General features: G+C 67.1%; 19 protein-coding genes and 1 pseudogene. 10 read left to right on the top strand and 10 right to left on the bottom strand.

What is annotated here, in order from left to right:
* Positions 1-2: 2 nt before the first annotated feature.
* From LTV02_RS03315 to LTV02_RS03290, 6 genes are all read right to left on the bottom strand, one after another.
* Positions 3-1,067 (bottom strand): MCE family protein, encoded by a 1,065-nt coding sequence (locus LTV02_RS03315; RefSeq protein WP_233038202.1) that lies wholly within the window; start codon positions 1,065-1,067, stop codon positions 3-5.
* The gene (locus tag LTV02_RS03310; RefSeq protein WP_233038200.1) at positions 1,064-2,068 is read right to left on the bottom strand and encodes an MlaD family protein; all 1,005 of its coding nucleotides are present in this window, start codon (positions 2,066-2,068) and stop codon (positions 1,064-1,066) included. Before LTV02_RS03310 ends, LTV02_RS03315 begins: the two co-directional genes overlap by 4 nt.
* Positions 2,065-3,213 (bottom strand): MlaD family protein, encoded by a 1,149-nt coding sequence (locus tag LTV02_RS03305; protein WP_233038198.1) that lies wholly within the window; start codon positions 3,211-3,213, stop codon positions 2,065-2,067. The genes LTV02_RS03310 and LTV02_RS03305 overlap by 4 nt, the downstream gene beginning before the upstream one ends.
* Before the next feature lie 3 nt (positions 3,214-3,216).
* Positions 3,217-4,077 (bottom strand): ABC transporter permease, encoded by an 861-nt coding sequence (locus LTV02_RS03300; RefSeq protein ID WP_067706840.1) that lies wholly within the window; start codon positions 4,075-4,077, stop codon positions 3,217-3,219.
* Between the two features lies 1 nt (position 4,078).
* The gene (locus LTV02_RS03295) at positions 4,079-4,972 is read right to left on the bottom strand and encodes an MlaE family ABC transporter permease (RefSeq protein WP_233038178.1); all 894 of its coding nucleotides are present in this window, start codon (positions 4,970-4,972) and stop codon (positions 4,079-4,081) included.
* Between the two features lie 96 nt (positions 4,973-5,068).
* On the bottom strand, positions 5,069-5,677 hold the full coding sequence (locus tag LTV02_RS03290) for a hypothetical protein (RefSeq protein WP_233038175.1): 609 nt from the start codon (positions 5,675-5,677) through the stop codon (positions 5,069-5,071).
* Positions 5,678-5,824: 147 nt separating this feature from the next.
* Here LTV02_RS03290 and LTV02_RS03285 point away from each other — a divergent pair, with 147 nt between their 5' ends.
* The 5 genes from LTV02_RS03285 (at position 5,825) to LTV02_RS03265 (ending at position 11,482) form a co-directional block, all read left to right on the top strand.
* Positions 5,825-6,316, top strand: a complete 492-nt coding sequence (locus LTV02_RS03285; protein WP_233038172.1) for a hypothetical protein — start codon at positions 5,825-5,827, stop codon at positions 6,314-6,316.
* A gap of 24 nt (positions 6,317-6,340) precedes the next feature.
* The gene (locus LTV02_RS03280; RefSeq protein ID WP_233038170.1) at positions 6,341-8,539 is read left to right on the top strand and encodes an MMPL family transporter; all 2,199 of its coding nucleotides are present in this window, start codon (positions 6,341-6,343) and stop codon (positions 8,537-8,539) included.
* Positions 8,536-8,949 carry a hypothetical protein gene (locus LTV02_RS03275; RefSeq protein WP_233038161.1) on the top strand — a complete coding sequence of 138 codons (414 nt, stop codon included), beginning with the start codon at positions 8,536-8,538 and terminating at the stop codon, positions 8,947-8,949. The genes LTV02_RS03280 and LTV02_RS03275 overlap by 4 nt, the downstream gene beginning before the upstream one ends.
* Positions 8,950-9,028: 79 nt before the next feature.
* Positions 9,029-10,081 (top strand): hypothetical protein, encoded by a 1,053-nt coding sequence (locus LTV02_RS03270; RefSeq protein ID WP_233038159.1) that lies wholly within the window; start codon positions 9,029-9,031, stop codon positions 10,079-10,081.
* A 294-nt stretch (positions 10,082-10,375) separates the two neighbouring features.
* The gene (locus tag LTV02_RS03265) at positions 10,376-11,482 is read left to right on the top strand and encodes a lysylphosphatidylglycerol synthase transmembrane domain-containing protein (protein ID WP_067706824.1); all 1,107 of its coding nucleotides are present in this window, start codon (positions 10,376-10,378) and stop codon (positions 11,480-11,482) included.
* Between the two features lie 4 nt (positions 11,483-11,486).
* Here LTV02_RS03265 and LTV02_RS03260 read toward each other — a convergent pair whose 3' ends face one another.
* A complete protein-coding gene (locus tag LTV02_RS03260; protein WP_157575176.1) occupies positions 11,487-11,735 on the bottom strand; it encodes a hypothetical protein in 249 nt (82 codons plus the stop codon).
* 154 nt (positions 11,736-11,889) lie between these two features.
* On the opposite strand from LTV02_RS03260, the gene LTV02_RS03255 reads away from it, so the two are divergent.
* Entirely contained in the window at positions 11,890-12,165 is a 276-nt protein-coding gene (locus LTV02_RS03255) for a YggT family protein (RefSeq protein WP_233038156.1), read from the top strand.
* Here the strand turns inward: LTV02_RS03255 and LTV02_RS03250 are convergent.
* Entirely contained in the window at positions 12,162-12,827 is a 666-nt protein-coding gene (locus tag LTV02_RS03250) for a DNA alkylation repair protein (RefSeq protein ID WP_233038154.1), read from the bottom strand. The genes LTV02_RS03255 and LTV02_RS03250 overlap by 4 nt on opposite strands.
* A 9-nt stretch (positions 12,828-12,836) precedes the next feature.
* Positions 12,837-13,955 (bottom strand): annotated as a pseudogene (locus LTV02_RS03245) (transcription termination factor Rho, short form); the annotation flags it as partial.
* 325 nt (positions 13,956-14,280) lie between these two features.
* Here LTV02_RS03245 and LTV02_RS03240 point away from each other — a divergent pair.
* Positions 14,281-14,793, top strand: coding sequence for a mycothiol transferase (locus LTV02_RS03240; RefSeq protein WP_233038152.1), 513 nt, complete (start codon positions 14,281-14,283; stop codon positions 14,791-14,793).
* 1 nt (position 14,794) lies between these two features.
* Here LTV02_RS03240 and LTV02_RS03235 read toward each other — a convergent pair whose 3' ends face one another.
* A complete protein-coding gene (locus tag LTV02_RS03235; RefSeq protein WP_233038150.1) occupies positions 14,795-15,778 on the bottom strand; it encodes an oxidoreductase in 984 nt (327 codons plus the stop codon).
* Positions 15,779-15,896: 118 nt separating this feature from the next.
* Here LTV02_RS03235 and LTV02_RS03230 point away from each other — a divergent pair, with 118 nt between their 5' ends.
* The 3 genes from LTV02_RS03230 (at position 15,897) to LTV02_RS03220 (ending at position 18,305) form a co-directional block, all read left to right on the top strand.
* Positions 15,897-16,340 carry a hypothetical protein gene (locus LTV02_RS03230; protein ID WP_233038148.1) on the top strand — a complete coding sequence of 148 codons (444 nt, stop codon included), beginning with the start codon at positions 15,897-15,899 and terminating at the stop codon, positions 16,338-16,340.
* A gap of 14 nt (positions 16,341-16,354) precedes the next feature.
* Positions 16,355-16,951: an SRPBCC family protein gene (locus LTV02_RS03225; RefSeq protein ID WP_233038146.1), complete on the top strand. Its 597-nt coding sequence runs from the start codon at positions 16,355-16,357 to the stop codon at positions 16,949-16,951.
* Positions 16,952-17,114: 163 nt separating this feature from the next.
* The gene (locus LTV02_RS03220; RefSeq protein ID WP_233041459.1) at positions 17,115-18,305 is read left to right on the top strand and encodes a KasA/KasB family beta-ketoacyl-ACP synthase; all 1,191 of its coding nucleotides are present in this window, start codon (positions 17,115-17,117) and stop codon (positions 18,303-18,305) included.
* Positions 18,306-18,340: the final 35 nt, after the last annotated feature.

The following is an 18,340-nucleotide window of genomic DNA, read 5'->3' as shown; positions in this document are numbered from 1 at the left end:
GTTCAGCACCCCTGCTTCCCGGCCGGGCACAAAGGCGTATCGGTGACGATGGCTCCCGAATGGTCGACCTTGACGTACGGGTTGTCGCTGTTGCGCGCGAACCACTCCAGCAGCCGCGCCAGGTTCTGGTTCATGCTCGCCAGCGCGTCCTTGTTGCCGACCAGATCGGCCACCGATTTGTCGATGGTGTCGTACAGCGGTTCCAGCGCCGGCCCGAGCTGATTCTGGGCCGCGTCGAAAATCGGTGTGACGTAATCGAACGCGCGCCGGATCTGCGCGGCCAGATTAACCAGCCCGTCCCGATTGGCGGCGATGACCCGGTACAGATCCAGCACGTGCTGCCCGGCCAATTGCAGCCGGTCCAGCTTGTTCATCAGCGTCTCGAAGTACTCCTTGGCCACATCCAGGGTGCGCGCGAATTCGGTGCGCCGCTGCACGATGATCGCGGACAGACTGTTGACGCTGTTGAGGATTCCGTTCAGCGCGGCCGGCTGCTGTTCGAACGCCCCCGCCAATTTCGCGATGGTCTCGCGCAGCTTCCCGGTATCGAGGGCCGAGAGCGCCGGGGTCACCTGCTCCAGCGCCGCGGACAGGTCGTAGGGCGTCTTGGTGCGCTCGCGCGGAATGATCTTCCCGGCCGCGGTGCCGGGCCCGGCCGGCTCGACCGTGACGAAGCGCCCGCCGATCGGGGTGAGCAGCCGGACGGTGACCCGCGAGTCGACGCCGACGCGCACCTTGGAGTCGAGCCCGAAGGCGATCTCGGCATGGTCCCCGACCAGGGTCACGCTGCGCACCTTGCCGACCGAGATGCCGGCCACCCGCACGTCGTCGCCACTGCGCACATCCCCGGAATTGCCGAATTCGGCGCGATAGACGGTCTCCCCGAACGGGATCACGAAGGCTCCGACGGCGGCGATCAGGGCCGCGACGGTGACCAGGATGGCGGCGATGCCGATCCGGAACTCGAACTTGGTTTGCGCCGCGGCACTGCGAACCGTGAAGCGAGGCAGCTTGATTCGCGGTACGGGCAGTCTTTCGAAGGCGAAGCCAGGCGTTGGCAGGTTCACTTGCAGCTCTCCATCCGCTCGACGCCCATGACGACGGTGACCGGGATCGGCAGTCCGCTCAGGCAGCTCCAGCGCTCGCCCGCCTGGGGCTCGAGAATGAGGCCATTGACGGTCTGCATGGCGGTGGGCACGGCGGCCAGCACCTGCCGGATGAAGGTCACCATGTCGGGTCCGAGCAGGGTGTTGTACAGACGTTCCATGCCGGGGAAGTTGTCGTAGTAGATGCCGACCAGGCGGTCGAACATCGGCATGGCGGCGTTCAGGCCCGGAATCGCCTTCTCGATCAGGCTGTTCAGCGTGTCGAGCTTGGCGTAGATGCTGTCCACCAGGCCCAGCACCTGGTCGATCATGAGGTCGATCTTGGGTGATTGGCCCTCGAAGCGATTGAGCAGCCCGGACAGGTTGTCGGCCAGCAGGATCACCACCGGCTCCTGAGCGGAGGCCACCGCGATGATCTTGTCGAGGCTGTCCATCACCGGCCCCAGCCCGCGCCCGTCCCCGGAGGCGACCAGCAGCAGGTTCTCCAGGAATTTGTCCACCGATCCGGTGGACAGCGTCTCGAAGATGGGCCGTACGGCGTCGAACAGTTCGGAGATGTCGAACGAGCCGTGGGTGCGCTCGACCGGAATGGTGCTGCCGGACGGCAGTTTCCGCCCCGGCGCGACCTTCTGCTGCAGGGCCAGGTAGCGGTCGCCGATGAGCGAGGAGAACAGCACCGCGGCCTCGGTATTGTCGTAGACCTCCTGCCCCTCGGCCACGGTGAATTCCACATACGCCACCGCGCCGTCGAGGGCGATGGTGGTGACCTTGCCGACCTGCACGCCCGCCATACGCACGTCCGAACCCTGTTTCAGGCCCGACACATCGCTGATGTGCGCGGCGAAGGCCCGGGTGCCGCCCTTCACCGGCGTCTGCAGCGCGGTCCAGATCATGGCGCCCATGACGGCGATGACCAGACCGACGACGATCAGCCGAACAGCCGCGGTACGAACCGATTTCACCGCTGTCCCCCGTCGGCCGGGGCGGGCGCGCCGAAGAGTCCGGCCGGAATCGGCAGGCCGGGTATCTGCGGCACCCCGGGCAGCACGGGAGCTCCCGAAACCGGTGCGGCCGCAACCACTTTGGGGTCACCCGCGAGATAGGGCAGCCCGGCCAGCAGCAGCTGGATCTTCATCGACACCGTCCCGTCGGGATTGGCGACGAAGGACTTGTCGATCTGCTCGAGCAATTGCGGAATCCTGGTGTAGAAGCTGGTGAGACCGCCCGCCGCGCCGCCCACCGGCGTCAGCGCGCTGATCAGGGCGTCCAGCACCGAGTCGGTGCCCGGCTGCGGGAAGATCTGCAGAGCGTCTCCGATGACCTGGGCGACCAGGGTCACGATGGCCTCGAGGTCTTCGTGCCGGCCGGTGAGGAAGGCGATGCGGGCGGCCTGCGCCCGGAACAGCGTGAGCACGTCGTGCGAGAGCCGCACCAGATCGGCGCTGGCCTCGGCCCCTTGCGTCAATCCCGGTCGCACGTCGAGCCCCACGAGGATCTCGTCGCCGACCTTCATCCGGCCCATTTCGATTGCCGTGGAGATCATCTTGCCGATGCCGTCGGCGCTGCCCTCGAACGCCAGCACCTGGCCGATCCGGCCGGCGGGCGCGGGATCGATCTTGCCGAGCTGTTCGCCGACCGCGCGAATCACGGTGGTGACGGTGACGGTCTGACTGTCCTTGGGCAGCGTGATGGTGGCCCCGGCCTCCAGCTGCTTGCCGCGCGGACCGAGATAGAACAGTTCCAGCGCGGTCATGCCGAGCGTATTGGAGGAGACGAACCGGGCGCGCACGTTATCGGCGAGGAATTTCGCGTTCTCCGGCGCCAGCGACAATTGCACGAATTGGCGTTCCGCGCCGCGGCTTTCGATCCGGCTGACCTGTCCGATGCGCAGCCCGTCCATTTTGACGTCCGCGCCCTCGACTATGCCCTCGCCGACCTGCTCGGCCTGGATATTGACGATGAACTCGGGCGCGAATCCACCCTTCACCGCGGTGGTGAACAGCAGCGATACGGCGAGCAGCACCGCACCGCCGGCCACTCCGGTGAGCAGCAGCTGCCACGGTTTGGGACCGCGCCCGTTGATGGCCTGGTATCTGGCAGTTCCCATGCGCTATCCCGTAATTCGTATATCGCTGACGAGCATTCCCCACAGCGCCGTGGTCAGCGTCAGATCCAGCACGATGATCAGCACCAGGCTGGCGCGAATGGCGCGCCCGGAGGCCACCCCGACCCCCTCCGGCCCGCCCGAGGCGTAGAAGCCGTAGTAGGAGTGCACCAGGATGATGACGATGACGAACACCACCGCCTTGAACAGCGACAGGAACACGTCCTTCGGGTTCAGGAAGGCCTGGAAGTAGTGGTCGTAGGTGCCGCCGGCCTGGCCGTGCACCACCTTGATGAAGAACGCCGTCGCGAAATAACTGCACGCCAGCGAGGCCAGGTAGACCGGCACCACGATCAGCACCCCGGCGATGACGCGGGTGGTCACCACGAACGGAATCGGTTCCACCGCAGTGGCTTCCAGCGCGTCGATCTCCTCGGAGATGCGCATGGAACCGATCTCGGCGGTGATCCGGCAGCCGGCCTGGGCGGCGAAGGCGATGGCGGCGATGAGCGGCGCCAGCTCGCGGGTATTGGCGAAGGAGGAGATGAAACCGGTGAGCGGGCCCATGGCGAGCATGTCCAGGAGCCGGAAGGCCTCGATGCCGATCATGGCTCCGGTCATCAGGCCCATGAACACCACCACGCCGACGGTGCCGCCGCCCACGATGACCCGGCCGTTGCCCCAGCCGATATCCATGAACACCACGCCGATCTGGCGGCGATAGCGGTGCAGGGTGCGCGGCACCGCGCGCAGCACGTGATACGCGAAGGCGAATTGATGCCCGAGTCCCACCAGCGGCACCGCGATATCGGCGGCCCGCTGTGCCGAATGCAGGCCCAGCGCCCGGTATTTCGACGGAATCACCATGTCAGATCCCCTGATCCGGGAACCAGATGGTGAGCAGCTGGGTGATGAGCACATTGGCGGCGAAAGTCGTCATGACGCCCAGCACCACCGTGGCGTTCACGCAGTCGGCCACCCCTTTGGGCCCGCCCGATGCCTCGAAGCCGCGCTGACTCGCCACCAGCACCACCAGAATTCCGAAGACGACGGTCTTGACGACGGCGATGATCAGATCGGTGGTACTCGAGAAGGCCGCGAAGGAATTGAAGAACGCGCCCGGCACGCCGCCCTGTACCAGCGTCATCATGTAGATCGTCGACATGCCGACGAACACCACCAGCACGCACATGAGCGGGCCGACCAGGAACATGGCGGCCAAACGCGGCGCGACCAGGCGGTGATTGGGATTGATGCCCAGGGTGCGAATGGCGTCGATCTCCTCGCGGATCTTACGCGCGCCCAGATCGGCCGCCACCGCCGCACCGACCGCGCCGCCCATCAGAATGCCCGAAATCATCGGGGCCGCTTGCCGGATGACGCCGAGGCCGCCCGCCGCGCCGGCCTGCGAGGTGGCCCCCACCTGCGCGGCGAGCGAACCGGCCTGGATCTGGATGATGGCGCCCAGCGGCACCGAGATGAGAATGGCGGGCCAGCCCGACACACTCATCATGAACCAGGCCTGGGTGAGCGTTTCGCGCCATGGATGCCGCAGTTTCACCGTATCCCGCACCAGCCCGTACAGGGCATCGGCGGCCAGCAGCACGAATCGGCCGAAGGTGCCGATGGAGCCGATCAGCGTATTCCAGGCCCACAGCGCCAGATCGACGAACGGGCGCAGAATCGGCGGGACCGTATCGCGGAAGCCGGCTGCGAATTCGGCTTCGAGATCGGGCTCCGGCACGGTTGTTTCCAGCTGCACAATAGTCCTCCCCAGAACATTGTCTGAGACAGACAATGCGTCGAACTGTATCGGAATCGGACCGCGCTGTCCGCCGATTCGATCAAGGGCAGCCGATTACGGCTGCCACCACTCGACCACCGGCTGCACGACGGGATCGCCGCCGCGCTCCAGGGTCAGGGCGTCGCGGGTGAGCCGGATCGAAATCCCCTCGCCCGCACCGGTCCAGCTGCCGCCGCCCCCGGCGATACCGGTCCGGATCGGGGCGCCGGAAGCCAATTCGTAAGCCTTGAAATAGGTTCCGCACACCACGAACAGCGTCTGCACCGTGGAGCCCACCACGGTGGCTCGATTCCACTCGTCACAGCGCGCGGAAACCCCGTCACCACCGAACCAGCCGTAATGGTTGGCCGATTTGTTGACGAAGTCCGGCATGGCGCTGCCCGGCGCGGCGGTGTAGGCCGACGCGTCCGGACCGGTCGGCGGAATGCGTTCCGGCGCAACGACGGGCCGCGCCGTGGTGGTGGCCGCGGGCCGGGTGGTCGGCACCGGCGGCGAGGTACTCGTCTCGGGCCCCGGCGCGACCACGATGATCGGCGGCGGCCCGCTCTCGTGGGTGCGGAACCAGGCGACCAGACCCGCTCCCCCGCCGATCAAGGCCGCCGCGATGACCAAGGCCGCGCCGTACGCGAACCCCGGCCCCGGCGGCTTGCGCGAGTCCCCCACCGGCACCTCCTCCAGAAACCACGCCTACCGACTCAGACAGTTGTTAGCATACTGTGACCCAAGACCCAATGAAACGCAACTTGCGATCACGATCACACCGGAGGGGACATGAAAGTACGTATGAGAGCGGCTATTTCACTTGCGACAATGGGGGCCGTACTGTCCCTGACACTCACCGCGTGCGGCGGCAGCAATGTCCGCAGCAGTGATGTCACCATCACCGTCGCGCCGACCAGCGCGGCCGCGTCCACCGTGGCGAACGGGAAGATCCCGGAGGCGCTCACCGCCGAGCAGCTCGACAAGAAATTGCAGGACCTGTTCGGCAAGGGCAAGCAGGTCAGCGACGATCAGCGGCTGTCCATCGTGGCGGGCGGGGAGAAATTCCGTTCGGATCTACCGGAGTTGTCGAAGGCGCTGTCGGAGAACCCGAATGCGAAATTCGGCGTGGTGGCCGGTTCGGTGGTGATCAATGGCGAGGTGCTCGAGGCCGAATTCTGGCTGGACAAGGACGGCAATGGCAATCGCCGTTCCGCGCCGCTGAATCTCACCCCGGTGAACGGGGAGTGGAAGATTCCGGTCAGCGAGATCTGCGGAATCCTGGCCCAGACCGACTACAAGTCGCCGGCCTGCACGTCCTAGGCGGCTCGTCGGAGGGGAGATCCGATGTTCCATTGGATAGGGCGCTGGACATATCGCGCCCGCTATACGGTCATCGCCGGATTCGTTGCGCTCATGGGGGTTTCGGGGTTTCTGGGGCTGGGATATCAAGACGAGCTGACCGCACAGGGATTCTTCGACGACACCAGTGAATCGGTGGCGGGCACCGAACTCGCCGACGACACCTTCGGGCGGGATTTCGACGGCGATGTGATCGCGCTGTACACCGCGCCCGCCGGCAGGCACATCACCGACCCGGATATCGAGGCGGCCGGTAAGCGGCTCACCCAGACCCTGCTCACCGACTATCGCACCCAGATCAAGGATGTCAGCGGCTACTGGAACGGGAGCCTGGGCAAGACCCGGTTCCTGGACGAGTCCAAGACCCGGGTGTTCCTGTCCATCGGCCTGCAGGGCGAGGGCGATCAGGACAGCGTGGACTTCTACCACCAGATCGCGGACAAGCTGGCGATTCCCGGGCTGTCGCTGCAGATCGCGGGCCGGGTGCCGGTCGCCGACGCGGTCGGGCTGACCATGCAGGCCGATATCGATCGCATGCACCTGATCGCGCTGCCGGTGGTGGCGGTGGTGCTGTTCTTCGTCTTCGGCGGCGTGGTCGCGGCGGCGCTGCCGATGATCGTGGGCGGGCTGACCATCGCCGGGTCGTGGGGGGTGATGCGCCTGCTGACCGGGGTGATGCAGGTGCATCAGTTCGCGGACGCGGTGATCTCGCTGATCGGGCTGGGACTGGCCATCGACTACGGGCTGTTCATGGTGAGCCGGTTCCGGGAGGAGATCGCGGAGGGGAAATCCACCGAAGAGGCGGTGCGCGTGACGGTTTCGACGGCCGGGCGGACCATCGTGTTCTCGGCGACCATCATCGTGGTGTGCGTGGCGGGAGTGCTGATCTTCCCCATGACGTTCCTGCGCTCGGTGGCCCTGGGAGCGCTGACCGCCGTGGTGCTGGCGGCGCTGCTGTCGGTCACGGTGCTGCCGGCCATGCTGGCGGTGCTGGGCAAGCGGGTGGATGCCTTCGGCCTGAGAGCGTTTTCGCGCACCAGGACGACCGCGCGGATCGATGCCTCGTTCTGGTCGCGGCTGGCCACCTGGGCGATGAAGCGGCCCGCACTGCTGGCGTATCCGATCATGCTGGTGCTGCTCGGGCTGATCCTGCCGTTCCTGCACGTGGAGTTCGCCGGGCTGACCGAGAAGTATCTGCCGCCGGGCAATGAAACCCGTACGGCGCAGCAGGATTTCGACGCGGTGTTCCCGAAGGAACGGGTGTCGCCGGTGAAGCTGGTGATCGCGGGCGCGGACCGGGCGGTGCTCGGCGCCATCGTCGAGGCGGCGAACCGGGTGCCCGGCCGCACCGGCGATTTCGAGAAACCGTTCTCCAATGGCGTGGCCGAGGACGGCGTGAACGTCAAGGTGTACCAATCGGGGCTGGCCGATCCGGAGAACGCCGACGAGGTGATCGCGGGGCTGCGCGCCATCGACCCGCCCGCCGGGGTGCGCATGTACGTCACGGGACTGCCGGTGCTGGAACGGGATTCGATCCACGGCGTGCTCGACCGGCTGCCGTGGCTGCTGGCCATTCTGGTGCTGGCCTCGTTCCTGATGATGTTCCTGGCCTTCGGTTCCTTCGTACTGCCGCTCAAGGCGGTGGTGGTGAGCGCGCTGAGCCTGACCGCCACCCTCGGCTTCCTGTCGTTCGTCTTCTACGACGGGCACGGCGCCGGATTGCTGGATTTCACGCCGCAGCCCTTGAGCTTCCCGGTGCTGGTGATCATCATCGCCATCATCTTCGGGCTCTCCACCGACTACGAGATCTTCCTGATGTCCCGCATGGCCGAGGCCCGGGCGAAGGGCGCGCACACCCCGGAGGCCATCCGGTACGGGACCGCGCACACCGGCGGCATCATCACCGCGGCGGCCTTGGTGCTGATCGTGGTGACCGGGGCGTTCGGGCTCTCGGAGCTGGTGCTCATGAAATACATCGCCTACGGCATGATCGTCGCGCTCGTCCTGGACGCCAGCGTGATTCGCCTGCTGCTGGTCCCGGCGATCATGCGCATCCTGGGCGATCGGTGCTGGTGGGCCCCGCGCTGGGCGCAGCGGCTGCACGCCCGGATCGGGCTGGCCGAATACGAGACCGGCAAGCCGGCGCCGGACGAAACCACCACTACCCGAGAGGTGACGGTATGAGACGCACCGGTTGGCTCGTCATGACCGCGGCGGCGCTGCTGACCGCGACCGGACTGCTCGCCGCACCCGCCGCGGCCGCGCCGGATTCGGCCGCCACGGTCGACTGCACGGGCACGCGTACCTACGGGTCGCGACTGGAAGTCAGTTGCTACAACCCCGATTCGGCGGCGGGCGTGGTCGACGTGTTCTACGTGTGCAGCACACCCCTGGATTTCGATCGGCGGATCGTGTTCGACGAACCCGGCAACTACATCGCGGCGGGTTCGATGCTGATCCTGGCGCGTGACTGCGGCGAGCAGCAGCGGGTGATCACCTACCAGGTGCAGGGCTACACCGAGTTCCAGCGCGACGACATGTCCCAACGGCAGCAACAGATTCGAGAGAAAAGAGACCAGGCGGCCGGTAGGTAGTTCGCTTTGCGCAGCCATTCAGTGTCTGGGACACTTTTCCTGTTGCTCGTCGCGGACGAGCGGGAAAAGGGGACATGCGATGGCGAAACATGTGGCGGCGGGCGAAATCGACGTGGACGCCGTTTCCGGGCGACTGACGGAGGCGGCGGTCGCGTACATCGTCGATCAGATCACCGGTGAAGCACTGATCGAGCACACGGATTCGATTCTTCGCGATACCTTCGAGGTCGCCGAGACCATGAAGGTCGCCGATGTGCTGGCGCCGGAAGCGGTGCAGCAGACCGCCTTGTCGATCATCGAATTACTCAATAGCAGCGCATTGAACCGGCAGTTGTTCGAGGCATTGGCGGACGCGGTCTACGATCTGTCCGCCAATGACGAATTCCGGCTCGGCGATGTGGTGGACCGCGACGGCGTCGCCAAGCTGATCGCGACCGTGCTCGGCATGCACACCATGTTCGAGCGCGGTCTCGACCGTTTCGCCCAGAGCCCGCTGGTCGGCACCGTCGCCGCCACCTTCGTCAATCGCATCGTCTCCGGCGCGGCCGACGCCGCCCGCACCCGGGCCGAGCGCATACCGGTGGTGAAATCCGCGCTCTCACTGGGCGATCGGACCGTGGGCAAGGTGCTCAGCGCGGGCGACAAGGCATTCGGCGAGCGGCTCGGCGAGGCCGGCGCGGCGGCGGCGCAGTACGCGGTGAAGCGCACCAATCACGCCATCCTGACGGTGATCAAGGAGACGCCGCTGACCGATGCGGCGCTCGAGGTGTACGACCTGTTCGCCGGCGAACCGGTCAGCGACCTGCGCGAGTTCATCGAGGTCGAGGAACTGCGGGCGCTCATCGGCGCGGTGTTCGATCTGGTCACCACCGTCAAGAACCGGGATTATCTGGCGGAATTGATCGGCGACGCGGCCGGAATTCTCCTGGAATACTACGGCGATTACACCGTGGCCGGGTTGTGGAAAGAAGTCGGGGTGACGCCCCAGCTGCTGCGCGACGAATTCGTCCGGCACGCGCCGCCGGTCATCGAAATCGCCGCGCGGGACGGCGTATTGGCCGGACTGATCCGGCTGCGCGTGGAGCCGTTCTTCCGTTCCGAGACCGTCCGGGAAATTCTCACGGGCGCGTGAAACGAAATACGGCCGGGCACAGCGCAATTGCCCAGCCTTCATTGCAATCCGTCTGAGACACATATAGTCTGACCGTGGCTCGTTCCCCCGATGCGTACCCCACCGGGGGAACGAGCCCTCCGAGGCGGCCCGCACCCAACCCTCCTGTTTTCCGGTAAAGTGCCCACTGTTGTGCCGGAACGCGGGTCGCCTCCTCGGGATCCGGGTTAATGTCGATCGGCACCTTCGCGATTCATATCTCAACCGATCCGCAGCGCCGCGGACCCCAGCATGTCCGCGATACAAGGAGAGTCGATGGCGGCAGTTCCCGCCGTTCCTGTTCCCGGCAGTGAGCTGCAAGGCCCAGCCAGTGATGTTCCCGCCGCCGCGGCGCCCGCGCCCGGAGCCCTGCGCAAGGCGCTGCCGACCGTGGTGTGCACGGCCGTCATCGCCGCCGCCGTGGTGTGGCAGCGCGACGCCGTCGGCACCGGCATTCACACGCTCCTGACCGCCGACCCGAAATGGCTGGTCGTGGCGCTGCTGGCCACGCTGGGACTGTGGCCCACGTCGGTGCTCATGCTGCGCGGTTCGATTCCCGCCCAGACCTGTTCGCGACGGCTGTTCGCCTTGCAGCTGGCGGTGCCGGCCATCGGGCTGATTCCGGCCGCCGCGCTCCTCATCCGGCTGCGCTTCCTGCGCCGGGCCGGGCTCAGCCACACCGCGGCCGTGGCATCGATGACGCTGTTCGGTTTCGCGGCCTTCGCGGTGCGCATTCCGCTCGTCGTCGTGGCGCTGCTGGCCACCCCGGCGCTGATCGATCGCACCGGCGCGCAAGCCCCCTGGCACGATCTGGGTTCGAAACCGTCCGGGCTGTGGCATTCGGTGATCGACAATCCGTGGCGCACCGCCGCGTTCGTCGCCGTGAGTGTGCTGGTCGCGACCGGTCTGTTCGTCACCGGCGCCCTGATGCTGCGCCGCCGCATCGCGGCGCAAGGCGGCTGGCGCGGTATGTTCGCCCGCCTGCGGCACGCCCGGCATGACGCCGCGCACGCGTGGAAATCGGTGGCGAGCACCGCTTTCCGGCCGCGCCGCGCCGCCGCCCTGTGGCTGTGCGCGCTGGCTCAGCCGCTGCTCATGGTGATCGCGCTGTGGGCGGTGCTGCACGCGGTCGGCGCGGATCTGAGCCTCGCCGACACCTTCGTGGTCGAACTGGTGACGGTCGCGCTGGCCCCGCTGCTGCCCTCGCCGAACGGGGTCGGCAGCAAGGAGATCACCATCGCCGCCGGTCTCACCGCCGTGGCGGGCCTGTCCGGCGGAGTGGCGGTCGCCGCGGCCCTCGGCTTCCGCCTACTCACCTTCTGGTGCCAGATCCCGCTCGGGGTGGCCTCTTTCGCCTGGCTGAGCCACCGCCGCGCGATCTAGCCGGTCAGTTCTTCTTGCAGTCGATGGTCGCGAACTTGGCGGTCCCGCGCCATTCGACCTTGGCCAGGCCCACGGCCTGGCGCTTGCCCTTGGGCGCTTCCACGGTCACGGCGGGCAGTTCCTCGCCCGCCCAGGTCTGGGCGGTGCAGGTGAAGATCTGCGCTCCCGCCTGGGCGGGCGCGGCGACGACCGCGTACATGGGCGCCATCGCCATGACGGCGACGGGCAAGCCAATAAAGAACTTCGAGCGCACTACAGCTCCTCATCTCGGGTGAGCAGGCCAATAGCGCCAGATTCTCGCACGCTCGCGGCGCTCGCGCCCGACACTCATCCGATCTCCCCGCGCCTGCGCTGCCCCGCACCGGTACGCCGGTAGGTTGGAATGGACGCCCACGAAGGAGTCCCCCTTGCACGCGATCGGCATCCTGCTCGGCTACGCGCTGACCCTGTTCCTGCTGCTCCTGCTGGTGCGCCTGATCCTGGACTGGATCGGCGTGCTCGGCAATTCGCCCGCCTGGGCCGACCGCGCCCGCCCCGTCGTCTACCGCCTCACCGAACCGGTGATCGGACCGGTGCGAAAAGTGCTGCGGCCCATCCGCCTCGGCGACGTCTCCATCGATCTGGCCTTCACCGCCGTGTTCATCGTGGTGCTGGTGTTGCGGGCGATCGCTTTCAGCCTCTAGCCCTGCCGGCGCACCATCTCGGCGATCCAGATGGGCGCGAACGGGGAGGTGCAGCCCGGTGCGGTCGGATAGTCCTTCAGCACTTCCAGGCGTTCCCCGATATCGAGTGCGCGGGCACGGTATTCGGGGTGTGTGATGCCGATCTGTGCCAGGCAGGTATTCATCGCCCATTGCAGGCGTTCCGGGGCGTCCTTCATATCGGCTTCGATGCGGTCGAGCAGGCCGGGCAGGTCCAGGCCCTCCGGGTTCTTGACCACGCGTTCGGCGGTCAAGGCCCAACCGGCGCTCGCGACCACCGGATCGGGATCGGCGAACCAGACCTGCCGCAGTTCCTCGGCGTGCGGGTTCTTCTTCACCACGTAGTTCACCAGCCAGTCCTGCACCTTCGGGGTGCGGGCCTGCCGCAGCATGGCGTCCAGTTCGTCCCGCTCGAACGCTTTCGGCTTGCAGATCAGCAAGGCCAGCAGCCGGGCCGCGCTGTCACCGGTGCGCCATAGTTCCCGGGCCAGGTCCTGCTGGGTTTTCAGCCGTTTCGCCACCGCGCGCAATTTGGTGAGGTTCACGCCGTGATCGTCGCCGTGCTTCTCGTTGACCGCGCGGACCTTGGGTTCCTCGAGCGCGGCCAGCTCGGCCAGCAGTTCGGCCACCGTCGTCTCGGGCATCCCGCCACCTTACTGGCCGGCGGTGCGGATCTGGGTGAGGAACTCGGTGTTGGAATCGGTCTGCCGCAGGCCGGTGAGCAGGAGTTCGAGGCCGTGCTGGGGTTCGCGACCGGCCAGGGTCTTGCGCAGTGAGCGGGTGGCGGTCAGCTCGTCGGCGGTCAGCAGCAATTCTTCCTTGCGGGTGCTGGATCGATCGATGTCGATGGCCGGGAACATGCGGCGGTCGGCCAGGTGCCGGTCCAGTTTGAGTTCGGCATTGCCGGTGCCCTTGTACTCCTCGAAGATCAGGGTGTCGGCGACCGAACCGGTCTCGACCAGGGTGGTGGCGATAATGGTGAGCGAACCGCCGTCTTCGATATTGCGGGCCGCGCCGAGGAACTTCTTGGGCGGCGCGAGGGCCGCGGCGTCGACGCCGCCGGCGAGGGTGCGTCCCGAGCCGGGGGCCGCGAGGTTGTAGGCGCGGGCCAGGCGGGTCAGCGAATCGAGCAGCACGACCACGTCGCGGCCTGCTTCGACCAGGCGCTTGGCGTGCTCGATGGCCAGTTCCGCCAGCGCGATGTGGTCGTGGGCTGGCAGATCGAAGGTGGCGGCGGCGACCTCGGCGGGCACCGCGCGGGACAGATCGGTCACTTCTTCGGGGCGCTCGCCCACCAGCACCAGCAGCAGCTGGCATTCCGGGTGGTTCTTGGCGATGCCGTGTGCGATCGATTGCAGCACAGAGGTTTTGCCCGCTTTGGGCGGGGCGACGATCAGGGCGCGCTGCCCCTTGCCGATCGGCATCACCAGATCGGTGGCGCGGGTGATCAGGTTGTGCGGTTCGGTCTCGAGCCGCAGCCGCTCGTCCGGATAGATGGGCACCAGATCCTGAAAGTGCGGGCGCGCCTTGGCATTACCGGCCGGGAGCCCGTTCACGAGGTAGATCTCGGTCAGCGGAGCGAGTTTGACGCCTTCCTTCTTGAATCCCACTGTGCCGGTGACGGTATCGCCGCGCCGCAGCCCGAATTCCCGCACCAGGCGGGTGGGCACGTGGGCGTCGTGCGGTCCGGGCAGATACCCGTCGACCCGCAGCGTCGCATGGTTGTCCTTCAGATCGAGGATCCCGGTGACCACGGTCCCCGAGCCGTCCTCGATCGAATGGTTCTGATTCTGAACAGTCTTGTCTTGCATGATTTTTCCCCCTTGGGATGAGTTGCCGCTCGCAGCGCGAGCAGGCTCGGATGCGTGGCCGGGTATCCGTCCGGGCCGTACGCGAGATAGCGAACACGGGAGCAAGGCCACCGTGAGGAAAGGATTCTCGCGGGAGGGAGTCGACACCTACATCCACGAGCTGGATACCGCACTTACGGTAACCGCAACTCTGGCAACACGCAACCATCCCGGTCTATTCCGCCGCGTCGGCCGCCGCCTCAAGGCAGGGTGGAATACCTGTGGATGCCGGAGGTTGGAGGACGGTATGACTAGTGCTGAGCTGTTGGTGGACGCGTTCGGGCGGGTACGGGAGAACGTGCACGGGGCGGTGGCCGGCCTGAGCCAGGAGGAACTGGCCGCCCGGGTGGAGCCGGGGGCCAATTCGATCGCCTGGCTGATCTGGCATCTGACGCGGGTGCAGGACGATCACGTCGCGGAGGTGGCGGGAATCGAGCAGGTGTGGACCGCGGCGGGCTGGGCGAAGCGGTTCGAGCTGCCGTTCGACGACGCCGCGACCGGTTACGGGCACGGTTCGGCGGAAGTGGCCGAGCTGGGCGGCGTGTCGGCGGAGCTGCTGATCGGCTACTTCGACGCGGTGCACGCGCAGACCGTCGACTACGTGTCGAAGCTGGTGGACGCGGACCTGCCGCGCATCGTCGACACCCGCTGGGATCCGCCGGTGACCTTGGGTGTGCGGCTGATCAGCGTGGTCGACGACGATATCCAGCATTCCGGGCAGGCGGCGTTCATCCGCGGATTGCTGCTGCGCCGCAGGTGAATCAGACCGTGGACACCCGCTGCCGCGGCCACTCGTAGCGGACCTCGGTGAGCCGCTCGCTCAGCCGCCACAGATTGGCGGCCTGTAAACGGCTGTAGGCCAAGGGATTACGCAGGGTGCGGCGCGGATAGCCGAAGGTCTCGAACCCGGGTCCGAGGTAGGCGTTGCCGGACAGCTCCGGCATGGTGGCGGCATAGAGCTGCGGCAGCGCGCCCATCCGGTCGGATTGCGAGAAGGCGTGAATCATGCGCTGCTGCAGCGCGGCCAGCCGGGCGCCCACCCCCTTCTCACCGTCGGAGTCGTAGAGGTTGGTGTCGGACAGTCCGGGGTGCGCGGCCACCGCGGTCAGCAGGGTTCCGGCCGCGCGCGCCCGCCGATCCAGTTCGGCGGTGAACATGAGATTCGCCAGCTTCGACTGGCTGTAGGCCAGCCAGCGCTGGTACAGCACATTCCAATTCGGATCGAGCCAGTTGATCGCTCCACCCCAGGCCGCGATCGAGGACACCGTCACCACCCGCGGGGCGGCGGCGCGCAAGAGGGCGGGCAGCAATAGTCCGGTGAACGCGTAGTGACCCAGATGGTTGGTGCCGAACTGCGCGTCGAACCCGTCCGCGGTGCGCGAATTTCGCGGCAGCGCCATCACCCCGGCATTGTTCACCAGCACATCGATGGCCGCGCCGCGCACATCGAGATGGTCGGCCGCCCGGCGCACCGAGGTCAGGTCGGCCAGATCCAGCGGCAGCACTTCGGGTTTCGGCCCGGTCGCCGCCGCCCGCACCCGCTCCAGCGCGACCGCCGCCTTGTGCTCGTTGCGGCATGCCATCAGCACATACGCACCCTTGGCGGCGAGCGCTTCGGCGGTACGCAGGCCGAGTCCGCTATTGGCTCCGGTCACCACCGCGGTCTTCCCGCGCTGGTCCGGAATATCGGCGGCGGTCCAGCGACGCGGCAGGATGGGGATGGAATTCGGTGTCGGCTGGGACATCCGGGCACGCTCCTCGGTTCGAATCTACCGTCTCAGACAATCTACGCGGTCGTGTTAGGATGCGACAGTTCCGGCGGCCCCCGGCCGCCGAATCCGAGATCGAACGAGGGGGCCGCGGGTGGCGAGCTACCAATCCGGTTACAGCACAACGGTCGAACTCCGGCCGGGCACATTCGAACGGCTGCTGCGCTACCTCGGCGCACTGTTGCTGGCCTGGCTCGGGCCGAAAGTCGAGAAGGCGGCACGCTTCCTGTTCAAGGAGTTCGTCCGCGGCGCGGTCGCGGCGGCGGCCCTGCTGTTCGCGGTGATCGCGGCCGCCTACGGGCTCGCCTACTTCTTCTCCTTCCTGGTCGACGTCCTCGATATGCGCCTGCCGCATTGGGCCGCCCTGCTGATCACCGCCGGCGGCATGCTGATTCCGGCCGGACTGGCCGCGCTGTTCGCGCTGTGGCAGCTCTACAAGATGCGCACGGTGCGCGCCACCGTGGCGGGCGCCGCCTACGCGGGCGTCACGGCCCGCACCTTCATTCGCAAAACCCGCGGCGCCCCGGCCGAATTCTGAACGGATATCGCAGCATGCTCTCCACGATCCTCACCATCGCGGCGATCGCCGCGGTGCTGGGCGCGATAGGCGCCGGTATCGCCGCGCTCATCGGACGCAAATGGACAAAAGACGTACTGGCCGGTCGCGGTTTCGAATTGCGGCCGCTCACCGCCGGAAATTACGACGAATTCCGCACGCGCGGCGCCACCTTCGTCGTCACCGCCGAACGCGAATTCCCCCACCCGCCGCCCAAGGTGTGGGATGCCTTGCAGCTCAATGGCACTTTCTCCTGGATTCCGCTGATCAACGGCGTGCGCTATCGCGACGACTACCGCCGGGAAGGCGCCCTGCGCACCCTGGACGGTCTACTTGTCGCCGCCGAGGAACGAGTCATCGTGCTGGCGCAACATTCCCGGCTCACCGTGACCGGCACCAAGATCTCGATTCCACTGCTGGTGCGCAGCTTCACCGAGGACTACCGGCTCACCGAAACCGCGGGCGGCACCAAGCTGACCTGGACCATTGCCGGCCGCCCGCGCTTCGGAGCCTTCCTGCCGCTGCGGTGGGCCGCCCCTTTCGTGCGCCCGTTCGCGGGCTTCGCACTGCGCGGATTGGCCGCGCGTATCTGAGTGTCGTCCTGACCTGTCGGCACTTTCGGGTTAGCCTCGCAGGCGCTCCCAATTTCTCACCAGTGCTTGCCAATTGGTCGAAAAGGACGAAAAAGTGCATACGCTCGAAAGCTTCTCCACCCGCGCAGGCGGATTCCGCAATGTGGTGGTGACGGCCGTGGAAATGACCACGTCGATCGCACCGGACACCGAAGGGACCTGGCAGGGACTGCTTTCCGGAGCCAGCGGCATCAAAACCCTGACCGACCCGGAAATCACGCGACTGGGCCTGCCCGTCACCATCGGCGGCAAACTCGTCGCCGATCCGACCCTGGAAGTGGACCGGGTCAAGAAACGGCGCATGTGTTATGTCCAGCAAATGGCATATGTCATGGGAAAACGCCTGTGGGAGACCGCGGGTGCGCCCGAGGTCGACAAGGACCGGCTGGGCGTGTGCATCGGCACCGGGCTGGGCGGGGCGGACAGCATCGTCGACGCCAATGACGCCATGCGCGATCACGGCTACCGCAAGGTGTCGCCGTTCGCGGTGCCGATGAGCATGCCCAACGGCGTGTCCGGCGTGGTCGGCCTGGATATCGGCGCGCGGGCGAGCCTGGTCACCCCGGTGTCCGCGTGCGCCTCCGGCAACGAGGCGCTGGTGCACGCCTGGCGCTCCATCATTCTCGGCGAGGCCGATATGGTGGTGGCCGGCGGCGTGGAGGGCTACATCAATCCGGTCGCCATCGCCGGGTTCTCCATGGCCCGCGCGCTCAGCACCCGCGCCGACGAACCCGAACGCGCCTCCCGGCCGTTCGACAAGGACCGCGACGGATTCGTGTTCGGCGAGGCCGCGGCGCTGCTGCTGATCGAGGCCGAGGACCACGCCCTGGCGCGCGGCGCGACACCCATCGCCCGGCTGCTGGGCGCGGGCCTGACCGCCGACGGATACCACATGGTCGCACCCGATCCCGAGGGTCTGGGCTGCGCCCGGGCCATGCGCCGGGCGATCCAGACCGCGGGCGTCGGCCCCGCCGAGGTCGATCACGTCAACGCGCACGCCACCGGCACCTCCATCGGAGATCTGGCCGAGGCCAAGGGCATTGCCGCGGCCGTCGGCAATCATCCGTCGGTGTACGCGCCCAAGGGCGCGCTGGGCCATTCGGTGGGCGCGGTCGGCGCGCTGGAGGCCATCATCTCCGTGCTCTCCCTGCGCGATCAGGTGATTCCGCCGACGCTCAATCTGGAAAACCTGGACCCCGAGGTCGATCTCGACGTGGTGCACGACAAACCCCGCTACGGCGATATCGAATTCGCGCTCAACAATTCCTTCGGCTTCGGCGGCCACAATGCCGCCGTGCTGTTCGGGCGCTACTGAGCCGCGCCCACCCGCGAGCGAGGAGTTCCGTGGAT

It is taken from the genome of Nocardia yamanashiensis (assembly GCF_021183565.1).
GTDB classification, from domain to species: Bacteria; Actinomycetota; Actinomycetes; order Mycobacteriales; family Mycobacteriaceae; genus Nocardia; species Nocardia yamanashiensis.
This window is presented reverse-complemented; position numbering and strand designations above follow the sequence as displayed.

Excerpts from the sequence above, each read along its gene's own strand:
- LTV02_RS03275 (WP_233038161.1), top strand. The coding sequence starts at position 8,536 with ATGAGACGCACCGGTTGGCTCGTCATGACCGCGGCGGCGCTGCTGACC.
- LTV02_RS03300 (WP_067706840.1), bottom strand. The coding sequence starts at position 4,077 with ATGGTGATTCCGTCGAAATACCGGGCGCTGGGCCTGCATTCGGCACAG.
- LTV02_RS03265 (WP_067706824.1), top strand. The coding sequence starts at position 10,376 with ATGGCGGCAGTTCCCGCCGTTCCTGTTCCCGGCAGTGAGCTGCAAGGC.
- LTV02_RS03235 (WP_233038150.1), bottom strand. The coding sequence starts at position 15,778 with ATGTCCCAGCCGACACCGAATTCCATCCCCATCCTGCCGCGTCGCTGG.
- LTV02_RS03225 (WP_233038146.1), top strand. The coding sequence starts at position 16,355 with ATGCTCTCCACGATCCTCACCATCGCGGCGATCGCCGCGGTGCTGGGC.
- LTV02_RS03240 (WP_233038152.1), top strand. The coding sequence starts at position 14,281 with ATGACTAGTGCTGAGCTGTTGGTGGACGCGTTCGGGCGGGTACGGGAG.
- LTV02_RS03280 (WP_233038170.1), top strand. The coding sequence starts at position 6,341 with ATGTTCCATTGGATAGGGCGCTGGACATATCGCGCCCGCTATACGGTC.
- LTV02_RS03305 (WP_233038198.1), bottom strand. The coding sequence starts at position 3,213 with ATGGGAACTGCCAGATACCAGGCCATCAACGGGCGCGGTCCCAAACCG.
- LTV02_RS03285 (WP_233038172.1), top strand. The coding sequence starts at position 5,825 with ATGGGGGCCGTACTGTCCCTGACACTCACCGCGTGCGGCGGCAGCAAT.
- LTV02_RS03250 (WP_233038154.1), bottom strand. The coding sequence starts at position 12,827 with ATGCCCGAGACGACGGTGGCCGAACTGCTGGCCGAGCTGGCCGCGCTC.
- LTV02_RS03270 (WP_233038159.1), top strand. The coding sequence starts at position 9,029 with ATGGCGAAACATGTGGCGGCGGGCGAAATCGACGTGGACGCCGTTTCC.
- LTV02_RS03220 (WP_233041459.1), top strand. The coding sequence starts at position 17,115 with ATGACCACGTCGATCGCACCGGACACCGAAGGGACCTGGCAGGGACTG.